The sequence below is a fragment of the Burkholderia sp. Leaf177 genome, assembly GCF_001424345.1.
Classification (GTDB): Bacteria; Pseudomonadota; Gammaproteobacteria; order Burkholderiales; family Burkholderiaceae; genus Caballeronia.
The window spans coordinates 481,857-496,561 of sequence record NZ_LMPF01000001.1 but is presented as its reverse complement, the minus strand read 5'-3'; the positions used below and the strand labels follow the sequence as shown (position 1 = coordinate 496,561).

Genomic DNA, 14,705 nt, shown 5'->3' with positions numbered 1-14,705 from the left:
GATCACCACAGGCGCAGGCGTCTGAGCAGAAACAGCGTGACGGCCGCGCACACCGCCATCACGCCCATGACGACCGCGAACGAATAATGGTCGTGCGTGCCGGGCAAGCCGGCCACGTTCATGCCGAAGATGCCCGAGACGAGCGTCGCCGGCATCAGCAACGCGGACATGATCGCGAGCCACAGCAACTTGTGGTTGATGTCCTCGGAAAGCAGCGCGGCAATTTCATCCTGGAGCAACTTCGCGCGTTCGTACTGCGCTTCGAGCCCTGCGGCAAGTCCGTTCAGCACCTGAATGGCCTGGATCAAGGTTTCCATCGACCGCGGTTCGGCCCATTCGAGCCGCCGCGTCACGAGTTGCGTGAGCGCGTTGCGCTCGGGATCGACGAACCGTTTCACTTCGACCAGCCGTCTTCGCACCGATCCCAGTTCCGCGCGCCAGTTCGAATGACGGCCGTCGAGCACGCCCTCCTCCACGTCGTCGAGCCGGTCTCCGATTTCATCGATGCGATCCGCGAACGTATCGTTCAGCGCGCGGATCAGACCGGCGAAAAGATCGACGGTGTCGCGGAACATGGTGCCTTCCAGCACCGCGTGACGCAGCCGGTCAGTCGATTGCAACGGCTGCGCGCGCACGGTGACCATGCGATTTTTATCGACGTAAAAGCGCAGCGCGCCCGTCGCCCGGCGCGTGGCCTGCGCGTTCGGATCGGCGTCAGGCGTTTCCGCGACGCGCTCCAGATCCGCGACCACACCGTACATGAAGGTCGAACCCATATGCACGCGCGGCCGCTTGTCTTCGCCGTTGAGGAATTCGCGCGCGACGTCGGGCATGGCGGTGACGCCGGTCAGCCAGTTTTCCACCGTGTCGTCGTTGGCGCTCAAATGGAGCCACGTCGGGCCTTCGCCCACGATTTCCCGGCGCGCTTCATCCCACGAAAGGCGCAACGCCTCGGCGCCGGAAAAACGGAACGCGCAGATAAAACCGGGCGGCGCCTGGGAAACGTCGGGCGCCCCGGAATCGGGACGGGTGATATCTCTGCTCGATGCTGTCGTGATGTTCAACGTTTGATTCCTTGCTTGACCGATAACCGGCGGGCGCCGCGAATAAGACCGACTTTATAGTGCAAAAACCGGACCGCTTGAAACACAGCGGTCCGGTATATGACGTGAATGGAAAACTGTCAGGAAGGCGAAACGAATTTGAAATCGACCGGTGAGCCGATTTCGATCTTTTTCGGATCCGATGCGAGTTCTCCCGTCTCCGGATTGCGCCGGAAGAAGTAGACGGTATCGCTGTTCTGGTTCCCGACGATCAGCCAGCGGCCGGTCGGATCGATGGCAAATTCCCGCGGGCTCGCGCCCAAGGTGGAACGGCGATTGAGCAGCTTGAGGTGACCATCGGCGGGATTGACGGCGTAGGTCAAGATCTCGTTTGCATCGCCGCGATTGGTCGTGTAGAGGAAGCGCCCGTCAGGCGACATATGGATCGCGCTGCCGCCAATCTTGCCCTTGAAACCCGGCGCGGTCATTGGCAGGGTTTGCTTGAGCGTGAGCTTGCCGTCGTCGTAATCGTAGACCAGCACGGACGCGTTCATCTCGGTCGTCACGTAGGCGTGTTTGCCCGCTTCGTCGAAAACCATGTGGCGCGGTCCCGAACCCGGCTTGACCAGCGTGTAGCGGGCTTCGGTCGGGCCGAACAGTCCGCGTGTGCCATCGGGGGTGTATCGGTAGGAATACAGCTTGTCGGCGCCCAGATCCTGCGCGAACAAGTAACGGCCGTCCGGGGAAAAGACCGTGGAGTGAACGTGCGAGTTGTCCTGGCGCCCGGTCACGGGGCCGCTGCCATCGTGATGAACCGTAAGGATGGACGGCAAGACGCGTTCGCCTTCCAGCGGAAACACGGCGAAACTGCCGCCTGGATTCGATGCCACCGAGTAGTTCGCCGTGAGCAGATAGCGGCCATCCGGCGACAGCGCGAGATAGGCGGGATCGTTGCCGTCGGAGGAGACGCGGTTCACGAAGGTGAGCTGGCCGCTCGCGGGATCGAAACGAAACGCGCTAATGCGGCCGCGCTGCGATGCCGGACCATTGTCGCCAGGCAACTCATTGACCGCATAGACGTGCTGCCGGTCCTTGCTGACCACGAGATAAGACGGATTGACGGTTTGCGCCGAGGAGAGACGCGTGATGCTGCCGCTGGCGGTATCGAACCTGTACACATAGATTCCCTCGCTCTTGCCGCTGCCCGTGTACGTGCCGACCAGCAGGTTGTACACGCTGCCATCGGTCGATCCGGATGGGTTCGGCGACGCGCCCGGTGCCGTGCCGGCCCCTTGCGCCATGGCGATTCCGGCCGTGAGCGAAAGCCCGGCTGCAACGCTCGCCGCAAAGCCTTTCGCCAAGAATTTCGACTTGCGGCATGAAGTTTGCGTGGGGGCGCTACGCGGGGAAAAAGAAGTAAAAACGGAATGCATTGAAACCTCCTGATCGTTCGTTATTACGGCTTGTTTCAGGTTATGCGGCGCGCGATGCATGCCCTTGTCCAATCAATCGCGACCGATCGCGACCATTCGCAACCATCATTTCTATCAAAACAAAGGAGCAATAATGGATATCCACCTGAGCCTCGGTCCTCTGGTCGCTCTCATTGCAGGCATTTTGATCCTGGTCGTGCCGCGTCTGCTCAACTTTATTGTCGCAATCTATCTGATCATCATCGGATTGATCGGCGTGTTCGGATTGAGCGCAACGCATTTCTGACGTGGATTCATGCTTCGAACGCCGTCTTGCCTACGCGGACGCGCAGGGCGCGAACGCGTAAGGCAAGGTCAGGTAAGACGGTGCTTTGGGAACGAGGTTCCAACGGGACGCGCGCCGGGATGCGCTAGATCATCATGACGATCCCGCGATCCAGCGTCCGGCGGCAGCAGTGAAATTAAAAACTCAGATCAAGCGTCTCAGAGCGCACGTCATCCGTTGGCGAGTTGTTCAAGGCGCATGCGGCCCTGAAGCGAAAGCCCGCCGACAGCAACAGCGCCGTTCGTTTCCCGATGCCGCGTAAAACAATCCCGCTCGATCAAGAAGGTGGCGGCAACCTCCAAGCCATTCCTGGACAAGCCCAGATGTTTGTAATCGAGATCGACCAGCGTGGATGTATCTTCGATACGGCTCGCAGCAGACAGGATGGCGATGCAATCGGCTCTCAACGGATTCGGCATGGCTTTCACGTTTGATTTCCTCGAAGACGTCAGGCAGGCGTGGACGCGTGATGCGATCAGGTTCGACGGCGGACATCGCTCAGGCGCGAATTTTTATTCTAGGCATCCGCCCGGCGTGTTTTCAAGTTCAGCTTACGTTTTCCGTTCAATTGGCGATCGCGTCGAAATATCGGGCACGCAAAGCACGCACGCCAAGACACGAAACACAAATGCGCTTCATAATCGACCGCTCCATCGCTTCATCGACACCACTCCCCGCCTATGCCCGCACTGATTGAAGACTACGCCCTGGTTGGCGACGGCCACACCGCCGCATTGATATCGAAAGAGGGATCTGTCGACTGGTTGTGCTGGCCGCGCTTCGATTCCGGCGCGTGTTTCGCCGCGTTGCTCGGCACGCCTGAAAACGGCCGCTGGCTTATCACGCCCGATCTACCTGAAGGCGCGCCGCCGCCCGTGATTACGCGCAAATATCGCGGCGACACGCTGATCCTCGAAACCGATTTCGAAACGCCCGAAGGCCGGGTCTCGCTCATCGACTTCATGCCTGTTCGCGATGGCATGGCGGACCTCGTGCGTATTGTCGTTGGCCGGCGCGGCAGCGTGAAGATGAAAATGGAACTGGTGCTGCGCTTCGACTACGGCTCGTCGATCCCATGGGTCAGCCGCCTGCCTGACGACAGCGGCATTCGCGCCATCGCAGGGCCGGATTTATGCGTGTTGCGCACGCCCATCGAACTGTCGGGCGAGAACATGCGCACGGTCGGAGAGTTCACTGTGAACGAGGGTGAGCGCGTGCCCTTCTCGCTCGCGTATTCGCAGTCGCACTTGCGCTTGCCGCCCGCGCGCGATCCGCATACCCAATTCGCACGCACCGAAAATTATTGGCTCGAATGGTCCGGCCGCAGCAACCTGGACGGCCGCTGGGGTCCCGCCATTCGCCGCTCGCTGATCACGCTCAAGGCGCTGGCCTATGAACCGACTGGCGGCATCGTCGCGGCGCCGACCACGTCGCTTCCCGAACAATTGGGCGGGACTCGCAACTGGGACTACCGTTACTGCTGGCTGCGCGATGCAACCATTACGCTGCTTGCCATGATGCGCAGCGGTTATTTCGATGAAGCCCGTGCATGGCGCGCGTGGCTCGGCCGCGTGATGGCGGGTTCGCCGCAACAAATCCAGATCATGTACGGCATTGCCGGCGAACGGCGTCTGCCCGAATGGGAGGTCGACTGGTTGCCGGGCTACGAGAATTCGAAGCCGGTGCGTATCGGAAATGGCGCGGTCGACCAGTTGCAACTCGACGTCTACGGCGAAGTCATGAACGCGCTGCATCTCGCGCGCGTGGGCGGCCTGCAAAGCGATGACACCGTCTGGTCGATCCAGCGTGCCATGCTCGATCACCTCGACACCGTCTGGCAGGAACCCGACGAAGGTATTTGGGAAACCCGCGGCGGCCGCCAGCAATTCACGTTTTCGAAGGTGATGGCATGGGTCGCGTACGACCGTGCCATCAAGTCGGCGGAGCAATTCGGCCTCGAAGGTCCGCTTGAACATTGGCGCAACCAGCGCACCGTGATTCACGCGGACGTGTGCTCGAAGAGCTGGAATGTATCGATGAATTCGTTCGTGCAGACGTACAGCGGCGAGGATCTCGATGCAAGCCTGCTGCTGATCCCGCTGCTCGGTTTCCTGCCGCCTGAAGATCCGCGAGTCATTGCCACGCTGCATGCCATTGAACGCGACCTGACGCACGACGGGCTGGTCAAGCGTTATCACACCGCCGAAGTGCAGGATGGACTGCCGCCGGGCGAAGGAACCTTTCTCGCCTGCAGTTTCTGGCTAGTCGATAACCTCGCGCTTCAAGGCCGTATGGACGAGGCGATCGCGATGTTCGAGCGCCTCGTGGGACTTGCCAATGACGTCGGCTTGCTTGCCGAGGAGTACGACACGGTTGCGAAACGTCAGGTTGGTAACTTCCCGCAGGCTTTTTCGCACGTCGCACTCGTGCACACGGGCATGAACCTGATGAGACACGAACAGGGAATGGCCAAGGCCACGGGTCAGCCGGCGCAGCGCCAGGACAATCCGGCCGAGGCAGCGAACGCCAATGCCAACGCGAACGAAAGCACTTTGTAATTTTCCACAAATATTCGCCTGGAATCAGTGAAATTCGCGAAAAAACCCGCTGCGCATTGAGGTAAACGCCACGTATGTTGCGTTGCACAAAACAACGTTCTTGGCTATGATCGGAGAAGGTTTCCGACCGGTCGTTCGGCGAAATAATGTGCCTCGATCCACCGGCGAACGAAACAAACGCCAGCAGAACGCCAATCGCCGGACCCGCGCGTGACTACATGCGCAGCCGGTTTTACACGGGTAAAACATGCTCTATCAACTTCACGAATTCCAGCGGGCCATGTTGAGCCCGCTTACGGCATGGGCGGAAGCGGCGTCGAAGTCGTTCACCAACCCTTCCAGCCCGCTCGCATACGTTCCCGGTTCCACGCGTCTCGCGGCCGGTTACGAGCTGCTTTACCGGCTTGGCAAGGATTACGAAAAGCCGCAGTTCGAGTTGCATCAGATAGAAAAGAACGGCCACGCCATTCCTATCGTTGAGCAGACCGTGATTGAGAAGCCGTTTTGCCGGCTGATCCGCTTCAAGCGTTTCTCCGACGACAGCGCAACCGTCACCGATCTCAAGACCGAACCCATCGTGCTGGTCTGTGCGCCGCTTTCCGGCCATCACGCCACGCTTTTGCGCGATACCGTCAAAACGCTGCTGCAGGACCACAAGGTTTATCTCACCGACTGGCTGGACGCACGCATGGTTCCGCTCGAAGACGGGTCGTTCCATCTCGATGACTACGTGGAATATATCCAGGAATTCATCCGTCATATCGGCGCGAAGGATTTGCACGTGATCTCGGTTTGCCAGCCGACCGTGCCGGTGCTCGCCGCTATCTCGCTGATGGCGAGCCGCGGCGAAGACACGCCACGGACCATGACGATGATGGGTGGTCCTATCGATGCACGGCGCAGCCCGACATCGGTGAATTCGCTCGCGAGCGAACATTCGTACGAATGGTTCGAGAACAACGTGATCCACACGGTCCCGGCGAACTATCCGGGCGTAGGCCGCAAGGTGTATCCGGGCTTTTTGCAGCACGCTGGTTTCGTCGCGATGAACCCCGAACGTCACGTCACCGCACACTGGGATTTCTATCAAAACCTGATGCGTGGCGACGACGAAGATGCAGAGCAGCATCGCCGTTTCTACGACGAATACAACGCCGTGCTCGACATGGATGCGGATTATTACCTCGATACGATTCGCATCGTGTTCCAGGATTTCCGCCTGGCCGAAGGTACGTGGGATGTGAACGGCGAGCGCGTGCGTCCGCAGGACATCAAAAACACGGCGCTCTTGACCATCGAGGGCGAGCTCGACGACATCTCGGGCAGCGGCCAGACGCGCGCCGCGCACGACTTGTGCACCGGTATTGCAGCGAAGAACAAGCGCCATTACACCGCGGAGAAAGCCGGCCATTACGGCATTTTCTCGGGCCGCCGCTGGCGCACGATGGTGTATCCGCAACTGCGTGAATTTATTCTCGCGCACGACAAAGCGCCCAAGAAGGAAGCAGTTCCGGCGTGATCGTTTGACCGATCAAATAGCATGACCCGCACGCCGCGTTCTTACGCGGCGTGTTTCATTTACGCCTTACCCTTTTCATTGAGGCTTGCGAGGTTGCAAGGGTTAACGCCGCATCAGGTAAGCGAGCAGCAACTCGGTATTCATCTTGATGATTTCTTCGCGTTCGGCGTCGGCGCTGAAGTCGAGTCCAAACGTGGCTTCGAGCGTGAACCGGTTCGATACGATGTAATACCCAAGTCCCGATAAAGTCACATAGAAGCGCAAGGGATCCACGTTATTGCGAAACAATCCGGCTTGCTGACCACGTTCCAGTATCTTCCCAAGCTTGGCGACCACTGGCGAGATAAGCTCGCGAATACGCGTTGAGCCCTTTATGTATCGTGCTTCGTGAAGGTTTTCGTTATTCACCAGCCGCAAAAGCTCGGGGTGCTCACGATAGTAATTCCAGATGAAATGAGCCAGCTGCGTCACGCCTTCAACGGGCGCCACGCCATCCAGATCGAGCGACTTTTCCGCGTCGGTAAGCGCTGTGAATGCATGTTCCAGCACGGCTGTGAACAGCTGCTCCTTGCTGCCGAAATAGTAGTAGAGCATTCGCTCGTTCGTTTCGGCACGCCGGGCTATCTGGTCCACGCGTGCGCCGAACAAACCTCCTGCCGCGAACTCCTCAGCGGCGGCAAGCAAGATTCTGCGACGCGTGCCCTCGGGATCTCTTTTGATTTTAGGCTGGTTCATGGTGGCTTCATGATCGACAAACCGCGTTTTGAGAGTAGCGTCATGCATTCCTGTGTCCTAAAGAAGCATGCGATGGATCGGTTGCGCCAACTTGATTGGAAATACCGTCCTGCAGTCAATCTAAAGCGATTTGATTATGTGCACATCGTTAGCTCGTTGGCAATTGGGAATGATTGGGAACTGCTTGAATTTCAGCGATAATGCCGCCTCGGGCATGAAGCATCGAAACAAGCCGAATGCACCGAACGCGCAAACGCGATATCAAAACGAGCGCAAACATAAGCGCTAGAACATATCTCCACGAGTCGTCGCCGAAATAAGTCGTATAGACCGCGTGAATCTGCGAATCGTCAGTCGTGTCCGAGTCGCTCAGGCACGGTTCGGCCGTCCGCTTTACGTCCACCCGGATCGATACGCTACCCGCGCCGCCTTCCTCAAGCCGTTAATGTGACTGCAGTGACTGCAATTTCCCCCACGACCCTCGCTGACCCGATCGAAGACCTGCTGCCGCAGACGCAGTGCACCAAGTGCGGTTACCCCGCCTGCCGGCCCTACGCCGAGGCCATCGCGACGGGTGTGGCGAACTACAACCAATGCCCGCCCGGCGGCGAGGAAGGCGTGGCGCGGCTCGCCGGGCTGCTCGGCAAACCGGTCATTCCGCTGAATCCGGAAAACGGCATGGAGCGGCCGCGGCCGCTTGCGTTCATCGACGAAAACTTGTGCATTGGCTGCACGTTGTGCCTTCAGGCCTGCCCGGTGGATGCCATCGTGGGCGCGGCCAAGCAGATGCACACGATCATTCCCGAGCGTTGTACCGGTTGCGACTTGTGCGTGCCGCCCTGCCCTGTAGATTGCATCGCGATGATCCCCGTTACCGGCGATAAAACCGGCTGGGACGCATGGAGCCAGCCGCAAGCCGACGCGGCGCGCGTCCGGCACGACCAGCACGTGGCGCGGCTCGCACGTGAACGCGATGCCGCCGAAGCGCGCAAGGCGGCGCGCGCGGCGGCATCGGCGAAACGGGCGGAACCGGGCGTAACCGGCGCAAACGCAGTGAAATCAGAAACCGTCACGCCCGAGGACGAAGCGCAAGCGAAAAAACGCGCAATCATCCAGGCCGCGATGGACCGTGCGCGCAAGAAGAAAGAAGAACTCGCAAAAGCCGGCACGGGGCCAAAGAACATGGATTCGGTGAGCCCCGAGGTCCAGGCGCAAATCGATGCAGCCGAGGCACGGCGCCGCCGCCTCGGTTTGACTGACCCGAACAACGACAAAGACAACGGCCCCGACGCCTGATCCGATGAACCCGAAAAAACGCCGCGCGATCTTCGAAACGCTGCAAAGCCTGAATCCGCATCCCACCACCGAACTCGAGCACAACTCGCCGTTCGAATTGCTGATCTCCGTGCTGCTTTCGGCACAAGCCACCGATGTCTCCGTGAACAAGGCCATGCGTCGCATGTATCCGGTTGCCAACACGCCGGCCAAGGTGCTGGCGCTCGGCGAAGACGGCGTGACCGAATACATCAGGACGATCGGGTTGTATCGGACGAAAGCGAAGAACGTGATTGCGACGTGCCGGATTCTCGTCGAGCAATATGGCGGCGAGGTCCCGGATGACCGCGAGGCGCTCGAGGCGCTGCCGGGCGTTGGCCGCAAGACGGCGAACGTGATTTTGAATACAGCGTTCGGGCACCCGACCATTGCCGTCGATACCCATATCTTCCGCGTATCGAACCGTACGGGCGTGGCGCCCGGCAAGGACGTGCGGGCGGTCGAGGCGGCGCTGGAAAAATTCGTCCCCGACGAATTCAAGCAAGACGCGCATCACTGGCTGATCCTGCACGGGCGTTATGTATGCAAGGCTCGCGTGCCCGAGTGCTGGCATTGCGCAATCGAACCCTTGTGCGAATACCGGCCGAAGACGCCCGCGCCCATCGAATGAGCGTTGCGGCGGTCCCGAGCGTGCTGGATCGATGCAGCTTAAAATGACCGCCTGCCAACGATTCAGCTAAAGCGACACAACGCCATGTTCAACCCGAGCCGCGACGAAGTTCGCCAATTTTTCACCGAAACCTGGCGCAAGCAGCGGCAAGGCGGCGTGCTGACGCCGCTCGAAAGCATCGCGGCCGACTGGATTGGCGAGCATCCCGAATATCAGCAAGAACTCGCCGATCCCGATGTCGCCCACGCCGATTATTCGCCGGATCAGGGCAAGAGCAATCCGTTCCTGCATTTGTCCATGCATCTGGCGATCACAGAGCAGCTTTCCATCGATCAACCGCCGGGAATTCGCCGCGCGCACGAGCGCCTGGTCGGGCGAATGGGTTCCACGCACGACGCGCAGCACGCAGTCATGGAATGCCTCGGGCAGGTAATTTGGGAAGCGCAGCGCAACAACACGCCGCCTGATACCGATGCTTATCTTGCGTTGATCGAGCAGCGGGCTTCGCGCGATTGAAACTCGCCTGAAGCGCGCCTCAAACGAAAACACCTCGCTTGGCGCGAGGTGTTTTTTCATGCGCGAACAATCTGGCAGAAACCTACTTCTTCAGCACCAGGTCGCCCTTCAGCGATTCAATGTACGCCGAGATGTCCTTCAAATCCGCCTGCGACAGGTTTTGCACCTGCGCCGACATGATGGCATTGGCGCGGCCGAAGTTCGGATTGCCGTTGCCCATCTGATACTGGCGCAGCGCCCAATAGATGTAATCAGCGTGCTGCCCTGCGAGCTTCGGATATTCCGCGCTCACCGGCTTGTTCAGATTCGGCCCGTGGCAGGCCGCGCAATTATGCGCTTCGGTGAGCACCTTGCCGTTGCTGGCGTCGGCGGCGAACGCCGGCTGCATGGCCATTACGCCGGCTAGCGCGGCCGCCGTGCATGCTGTTTTCAACACTGTTTCGAGTGCCTTCATGAATTCTCCTATCCCGCGAATGGTGAGTGCCGGGTGATGGCGTTTTCGACCTGATGTCTTTGCATGATCAGGACAACGCGCGGGATCACTTGTCGGGATTGTTCTTCGAAGAGGGGGTTTGCGCGGCGTAGTACGCAGCAATATCGGCGATATCCTGATCGGTCAGCGTGACCGCTATGCCGTGCATGGTCTCGAAATGGCGATCGCCCTTCTTGTAGGCTTGCAGCGCGTTCTCGATGTAGCGGGCGCTCTGGCCGCCGAGCATCGGAACCCGGTACACCTCGGGATACGCGGTGCGATAACCCGGAATGCCGTGACACCCGATACACATCGCAACCTTGCCCTGGGCCGCTTTCGCGTTGCCCACGACATCGGCGGATGCCTGGGTCGCGAAGCCGGCAAGCCCCGACAGCGCTGCGATCACGGCACATTTGCCGACGAATTTATTCATAGCTTCTAACCTGGCATGAGGGGAAATCCGGCACCTTATAAAGGCCTGGCGTTCCGGGACTTTCTCGGGACTGGTCGATCGGCCGAACCTCGAATGCAAAAGATCGCGCTTCTGAGACAAGTCCGATTTACAGCCACACGGGCCAAAAAAATCGCGCTAATTGTACCGCGCGACCTACCCTGCGTCCACAGGCCGCGGAAGGAAGGTCTGCATCGCGCAAAGCCCCGCCAATCAAGGCCCGGCGGCCTGCGACAATGTGTCCAATGGACATCTTGAATATGCCCGAATACCCGGTATTTGGGCGCTCAATGGCAAAACGGCATCTGACTTATACTGCAATTTTCCCTCTTCGAGAGATGCGTCATGCGTTTTGAAGGCTCATCGCAGTACGTCGCCACAGACGACCTCAAGCTCGCCGTCAACGCTGCGATCACGCTGCAACGCCCGCTCCTGATCAAAGGCGAACCCGGCACCGGCAAGACCATGCTGGCTGAGGAAGTTGCCGCCGCGCTCGGTATGCCGCTCTTGCAATGGCACATCAAATCGACCACGAAGGCGCAACAAGGGCTCTACGAATACGACGCTGTTTCGCGTCTGCGGGACTCGCAACTCGGCGACGAACGCGTGAAGGACATCCGCAATTACATTGTGAAGGGCGTGCTGTGGCAGGCCTTCGATGCCGACGTGCCGACCGTTTTGCTGATCGATGAAATCGATAAGGCCGATATCGAATTTCCGAACGACTTGCTGCGCGAACTCGACCGAATGGAGTTTTACGTGTACGAGACGCACGAGCTCGTGAAGGCGAAGCACCGGCCGCTCGTGATCATTACATCGAACAACGAGAAGGAGCTGCCCGACGCCTTCCTGCGACGCTGCTTTTTCCACTACATCAAGTTCCCCGAACCCACGACGATGAAACAGATCGTCGAAGTGCATTTCCCGGGCATCAAGGAAGAACTGGTCGCCGCCGCCATGCAAAGCTTTTTCGAGCTGCGCAACGTGTCGGGCCTCAAGAAGAAACCATCCACGTCCGAATTGCTCGACTGGCTGAAGCTGCTGCTCGCGGAAGACATTGGCCCCGATGCGCTGCGTTCGAGCGACCAGAAGCAGATCATCCCGCCGTTGCATGGCGCGCTGCTGAAAAACGAACAGGACCTGAGTCTTTTCGAGCGGCTCTTGTTCATGAACCGCAATAACCGTTAAACGGACGCCGGTCATGCTGATCGACTTCTTTTATTCATTGCGCAAAGCCAAGCTGCCGGTATCGGTCAAGGAATACCTGACCTTGCTCGAAGCTTTGAAAGCGCAGGTAATCGGGCCGTCTATCGACGAGTTTTATTTTCTCGCGCGCATGACGCTGATTAAAGACGAGAAATACTTCGATAAATTCGATCAGGCTTTCGGCACGTATTTTCATGGCATCGAAGCACTCGATGAAAACGCGCTCGATATTCCACTCGAATGGCTGAAGAAAAAGCTGGATAGAGAATTCACGCCTGAAGAAAAACGGCAGATCGAGGCGCTGGGTGGTATCGATAAACTCATGGAGCGCCTGAAAGAGCTTTTCGAAGAACAAAGGGAAAGACACGAAGGCGGCAGTAAATGGATTGGCTCTGGCGGCACGTCGCCGTTCGGCAATGGCGGATTCAACCCCGAAGGCATTCGCATTGGCGGTGATTCCGCTGGAAACCGGAGCGCCGTCAAAGTCTGGGACGAACGCGCTTACAAGGACTACGACGATCAGGTCGAAATCGGCACGCGCAATATCAAGGTGGCGTTGCGGCGCCTGCGCCGCTTCGCGCGTGAAGGCGCCGCCGATGAACTGGATTTGCCCGACACCATCCGCAGTACCGCCGCGAATGCCGGCTGGCTGGACCTGAAAATGGTTCCGGAGCGCCACAATAATGTGAAAGTCCTGATGCTGCTGGACGTGGGCGGTTCAATGGACGATCACATCAAACGCGTGGAAGAATTATTCTCGGCGGCGAAATCCGAGTTCAAACATCTGGAGTTTTATTACTTCCATAACTGTGTCTACGATTATCTCTGGAAGAATAACAAGCGCAGACACGGAGAACGCACGGCCACCTTCGACGTCCTGCACAAGTTTTCGCCGGATACAAAACTGATTTTCGTCGGCGATGCAACCATGAGCCCGTACGAAGTCATGCAGCCTGGCGGTTCGGTGGAATATAACAACGCCGAAGCAGGCGCAGTCTGGTTAAGACGGCTTGCCGACCAGTTCCCGCGTTTCGCGTGGCTTAATCCCGAACCGGAAAGGCTTTGGGAATATCGTCAATCGGTATCGATCATCCGGCAGATTCTGGGCGGACGCATGTATGGCCTGACGCTCGCCGGACTTGAAACCGCAATGCGCGCGCTTTCCAAATAAAACAGAATCAGTTCAAGTGGCACGGTGATTATTTTTCATACTGTGCCTGCCTTTCCCGCCTTCCAACGAGTACGATCCGCGCGAAACGTTCTCGAAAGGCTTCAAATGAATCCGTCCGCCACGGCTTTCCGGCCATTCGCCGACTCATCCATTTCGGCAATGGTCGCCGGTTTTGTCGCGATGATGACCGGCTATACCAGCTCGCTCGTGCTGATGTTCCAGGCGGGGCGCGCCGCGCATTTGTCGGATGCGCAGATTTCGTCGTGGATCTGGGCGCTTTCCATTGGCATGGCGCTTTGTACGATCGGCTTGTCGCTCAGGTTCCGCGCGCCGGTCGTGATTGCGTGGTCGACGCCAGGCGCCGCGTTGCTGGTGACGTCGCTGCCGAACGTGCCTTATGCCGATGCCATCGGCGCCTTCGTAGTCTGCGCGGTCTTGCTGACGGTGGTCGGGCTGACCGGCTGGTTCGATACGCTCATGCGCCGAATCCCCGCCGGAATTGCGGCGGCTTTGCTGGCGGGGATCCTGTTCGAGATCGGCATCGAAATCTTCAGGGCCGCGCAGTTCCAGACGGCGCTCGTGCTGGCCATGTTCTTCACCTACCTGATCGTCAAGCGCCTGGCGCCGCGCTACGCGATCCTGACGACGCTGCTTGTCGGCATCGTGGCGGCCGGAATGCTCGGTCTGCTCGATTTCAGCCAGTTCCACGTCGCGCTCGCGCACCCGGTCTTCACCTTGCCGCACTTCTCGCTCGCGGCGGCGGTCAGCATCGGCATTCCGCTTTTTGTGGTGGCCATGGCCTCGCAAAATGTGCCCGGCATCGCCGTCTTGCGGGCGGACGGTTACGACACGCCGTCGGCGCCGTTGATCGCGACAACGGGCATAGCGTCACTCGTGCTCGCCCCGTTCGGCTCGCACGGCGTGAATCTGGCGGCGATCACCGCCGCAATCTGCACCGGCCCGGAAGCACATGAAGACCGTTCCCGCCGATACATGGCGGCCGTCTGGTGCGGCATTTTTTATCTCGTCGCCGGGATATTCGGGGCCACGATCGCGGCGCTGTTCGGGTCTCTGCCGAAGGCGCTGGTGGTATCGGTCGCGGCGCTCGCGCTGTTCGGCTCGATCATGAGCGGTCTCACCAACGCCATGCAGGACGTGCGTCAGCGGGAAGCGGCGCTCGTCACGTTCATGGTGACGGCTTCGGGACTGACGCTTTTATCGATAGGATCGGCGTTCTGGGGTTTGGTCGCGGGCGTCATCACGCAGATTGTGTTGAACGCGCGCCGGGCGTAGATTTCCCCTGTCGACGCGAAAAATTCACATGGCCCGCG

The 14,705-nt window shown here is 59.3% G+C and carries 15 protein-coding genes; 9 read left to right on the top strand and 6 right to left on the bottom strand.

The window, feature by feature from the left end; translation table 11 throughout:
- Positions 1–2 precede the first annotated feature (2 nt).
- A complete protein-coding gene (locus ASG35_RS02290) occupies positions 3–1,064 on the bottom strand; it encodes a transporter (RefSeq protein WP_082508186.1) in 1,062 nt (353 codons plus the stop codon).
- 119 nt (positions 1,065–1,183) lie between these two features.
- Entirely contained in the window at positions 1,184–2,344 is a 1,161-nt protein-coding gene (locus ASG35_RS02285) for a lactonase family protein (RefSeq protein ID WP_327019636.1), read from the bottom strand.
- Between the two features lie 265 nt (positions 2,345–2,609).
- Between ASG35_RS02285 and ASG35_RS02280 the strand changes: the two genes are divergently transcribed.
- Complete coding sequence (locus ASG35_RS02280; protein ID WP_075360510.1) at positions 2,610–2,762, top strand: DUF3096 domain-containing protein; 153 nt, start codon at positions 2,610–2,612, stop codon at positions 2,760–2,762.
- Positions 2,763–2,971: 209 nt separating this feature from the next.
- Here the strand turns inward: ASG35_RS02280 and ASG35_RS02275 are convergent, their stop codons facing one another.
- Complete coding sequence (locus tag ASG35_RS02275) at positions 2,972–3,220, bottom strand: hypothetical protein (RefSeq protein WP_056352347.1); 249 nt, start codon at positions 3,218–3,220, stop codon at positions 2,972–2,974.
- A 261-nt stretch (positions 3,221–3,481) separates the two neighbouring features.
- Here ASG35_RS02275 and ASG35_RS02265 point away from each other — a divergent pair, with 261 nt between their 5' ends.
- Both ASG35_RS02265 and ASG35_RS02260 read left to right on the top strand, forming a co-directional pair.
- Positions 3,482–5,359, top strand: coding sequence for a glycoside hydrolase family 15 protein (locus ASG35_RS02265; protein ID WP_056352343.1), 1,878 nt, complete (start codon positions 3,482–3,484; stop codon positions 5,357–5,359).
- Positions 5,360–5,606: 247 nt separating this feature from the next.
- Complete coding sequence (locus tag ASG35_RS02260) at positions 5,607–6,878, top strand: polyhydroxyalkanoate depolymerase (protein WP_056352340.1); 1,272 nt, start codon at positions 5,607–5,609, stop codon at positions 6,876–6,878.
- Between the two features lie 102 nt (positions 6,879–6,980).
- Here ASG35_RS02260 and ASG35_RS02255 read toward each other — a convergent pair whose 3' ends face one another.
- On the bottom strand, positions 6,981–7,613 hold the full coding sequence (locus ASG35_RS02255) for a TetR/AcrR family transcriptional regulator (protein WP_056352913.1): 633 nt from the start codon (positions 7,611–7,613) through the stop codon (positions 6,981–6,983).
- A 456-nt stretch (positions 7,614–8,069) separates the two neighbouring features.
- On the opposite strand from ASG35_RS02255, the gene rsxB reads away from it, so the two are divergent.
- The 3 genes from rsxB (at position 8,070) to ASG35_RS02235 (ending at position 10,074) form a co-directional block, all read left to right on the top strand.
- A complete protein-coding gene (gene rsxB, locus ASG35_RS02245) occupies positions 8,070–8,909 on the top strand; it encodes an electron transport complex subunit RsxB (protein ID WP_200945676.1) in 840 nt (279 codons plus the stop codon).
- 4 nt (positions 8,910–8,913) lie between these two features.
- A complete protein-coding gene (gene nth, locus ASG35_RS02240) occupies positions 8,914–9,558 on the top strand; it encodes an endonuclease III (RefSeq protein WP_056352335.1) in 645 nt (214 codons plus the stop codon).
- Between the two features lie 84 nt (positions 9,559–9,642).
- Complete coding sequence (locus ASG35_RS02235) at positions 9,643–10,074, top strand: DUF1841 family protein (protein ID WP_056352332.1); 432 nt, start codon at positions 9,643–9,645, stop codon at positions 10,072–10,074.
- Positions 10,075–10,156: 82 nt separating this feature from the next.
- On the opposite strand, the gene ASG35_RS02230 is transcribed toward ASG35_RS02235, so the two are convergent.
- Together ASG35_RS02230 and ASG35_RS02225 are read right to left on the bottom strand one after the other, a co-directional pair.
- Complete coding sequence (locus tag ASG35_RS02230; RefSeq protein ID WP_056352328.1) at positions 10,157–10,528, bottom strand: c-type cytochrome; 372 nt, start codon at positions 10,526–10,528, stop codon at positions 10,157–10,159.
- A gap of 85 nt (positions 10,529–10,613) precedes the next feature.
- On the bottom strand, positions 10,614–10,979 hold the full coding sequence (locus tag ASG35_RS02225) for a c-type cytochrome (protein ID WP_056352325.1): 366 nt from the start codon (positions 10,977–10,979) through the stop codon (positions 10,614–10,616).
- A gap of 363 nt (positions 10,980–11,342) precedes the next feature.
- On the opposite strand from ASG35_RS02225, the gene ASG35_RS02220 reads away from it, so the two are divergent.
- The 3 genes from ASG35_RS02220 to ASG35_RS02210 all read left to right on the top strand — a co-directional run bounded on the left by ASG35_RS02220 (position 11,343) and on the right by ASG35_RS02210 (position 14,667).
- Positions 11,343–12,185 (top strand): AAA family ATPase, encoded by an 843-nt coding sequence (locus tag ASG35_RS02220; RefSeq protein WP_056352321.1) that lies wholly within the window; start codon positions 11,343–11,345, stop codon positions 12,183–12,185.
- Positions 12,186–12,198: 13 nt separating this feature from the next.
- Positions 12,199–13,374 (top strand): vWA domain-containing protein, encoded by a 1,176-nt coding sequence (locus ASG35_RS02215; protein WP_056352318.1) that lies wholly within the window; start codon positions 12,199–12,201, stop codon positions 13,372–13,374.
- A gap of 105 nt (positions 13,375–13,479) precedes the next feature.
- On the top strand, positions 13,480–14,667 hold the full coding sequence (locus ASG35_RS02210) for a benzoate/H(+) symporter BenE family transporter (RefSeq protein WP_056352315.1): 1,188 nt from the start codon (positions 13,480–13,482) through the stop codon (positions 14,665–14,667).
- Positions 14,668–14,705 lie beyond the last annotated feature (38 nt).

Coding starts and splice junctions, on each gene's coding strand:
- ASG35_RS02285 (WP_327019636.1), bottom strand. CDS start 2,344: ATGGCGCAAGGGGCCGGCACGGCACCGGGCGCGTCGCCGAACCCATCC.
- ASG35_RS02280 (WP_075360510.1), top strand. CDS start 2,610: ATGGATATCCACCTGAGCCTCGGTCCTCTGGTCGCTCTCATTGCAGGC.
- ASG35_RS02275 (WP_056352347.1), bottom strand. CDS start 3,220: ATGCCGAATCCGTTGAGAGCCGATTGCATCGCCATCCTGTCTGCTGCG.
- ASG35_RS02265 (WP_056352343.1), top strand. CDS start 3,482: ATGCCCGCACTGATTGAAGACTACGCCCTGGTTGGCGACGGCCACACC.
- ASG35_RS02260 (WP_056352340.1), top strand. CDS start 5,607: ATGCTCTATCAACTTCACGAATTCCAGCGGGCCATGTTGAGCCCGCTT.
- ASG35_RS02255 (WP_056352913.1), bottom strand. CDS start 7,613: ATGAACCAGCCTAAAATCAAAAGAGATCCCGAGGGCACGCGTCGCAGA.
- nth (WP_056352335.1), top strand. CDS start 8,914: ATGAACCCGAAAAAACGCCGCGCGATCTTCGAAACGCTGCAAAGCCTG.
- ASG35_RS02235 (WP_056352332.1), top strand. CDS start 9,643: ATGTTCAACCCGAGCCGCGACGAAGTTCGCCAATTTTTCACCGAAACC.
- ASG35_RS02230 (WP_056352328.1), bottom strand. CDS start 10,528: ATGAAGGCACTCGAAACAGTGTTGAAAACAGCATGCACGGCGGCCGCG.
- ASG35_RS02225 (WP_056352325.1), bottom strand. CDS start 10,979: ATGAATAAATTCGTCGGCAAATGTGCCGTGATCGCAGCGCTGTCGGGG.
- ASG35_RS02220 (WP_056352321.1), top strand. CDS start 11,343: ATGCGTTTTGAAGGCTCATCGCAGTACGTCGCCACAGACGACCTCAAG.
- ASG35_RS02215 (WP_056352318.1), top strand. CDS start 12,199: ATGCTGATCGACTTCTTTTATTCATTGCGCAAAGCCAAGCTGCCGGTA.
- ASG35_RS02210 (WP_056352315.1), top strand. CDS start 13,480: ATGAATCCGTCCGCCACGGCTTTCCGGCCATTCGCCGACTCATCCATT.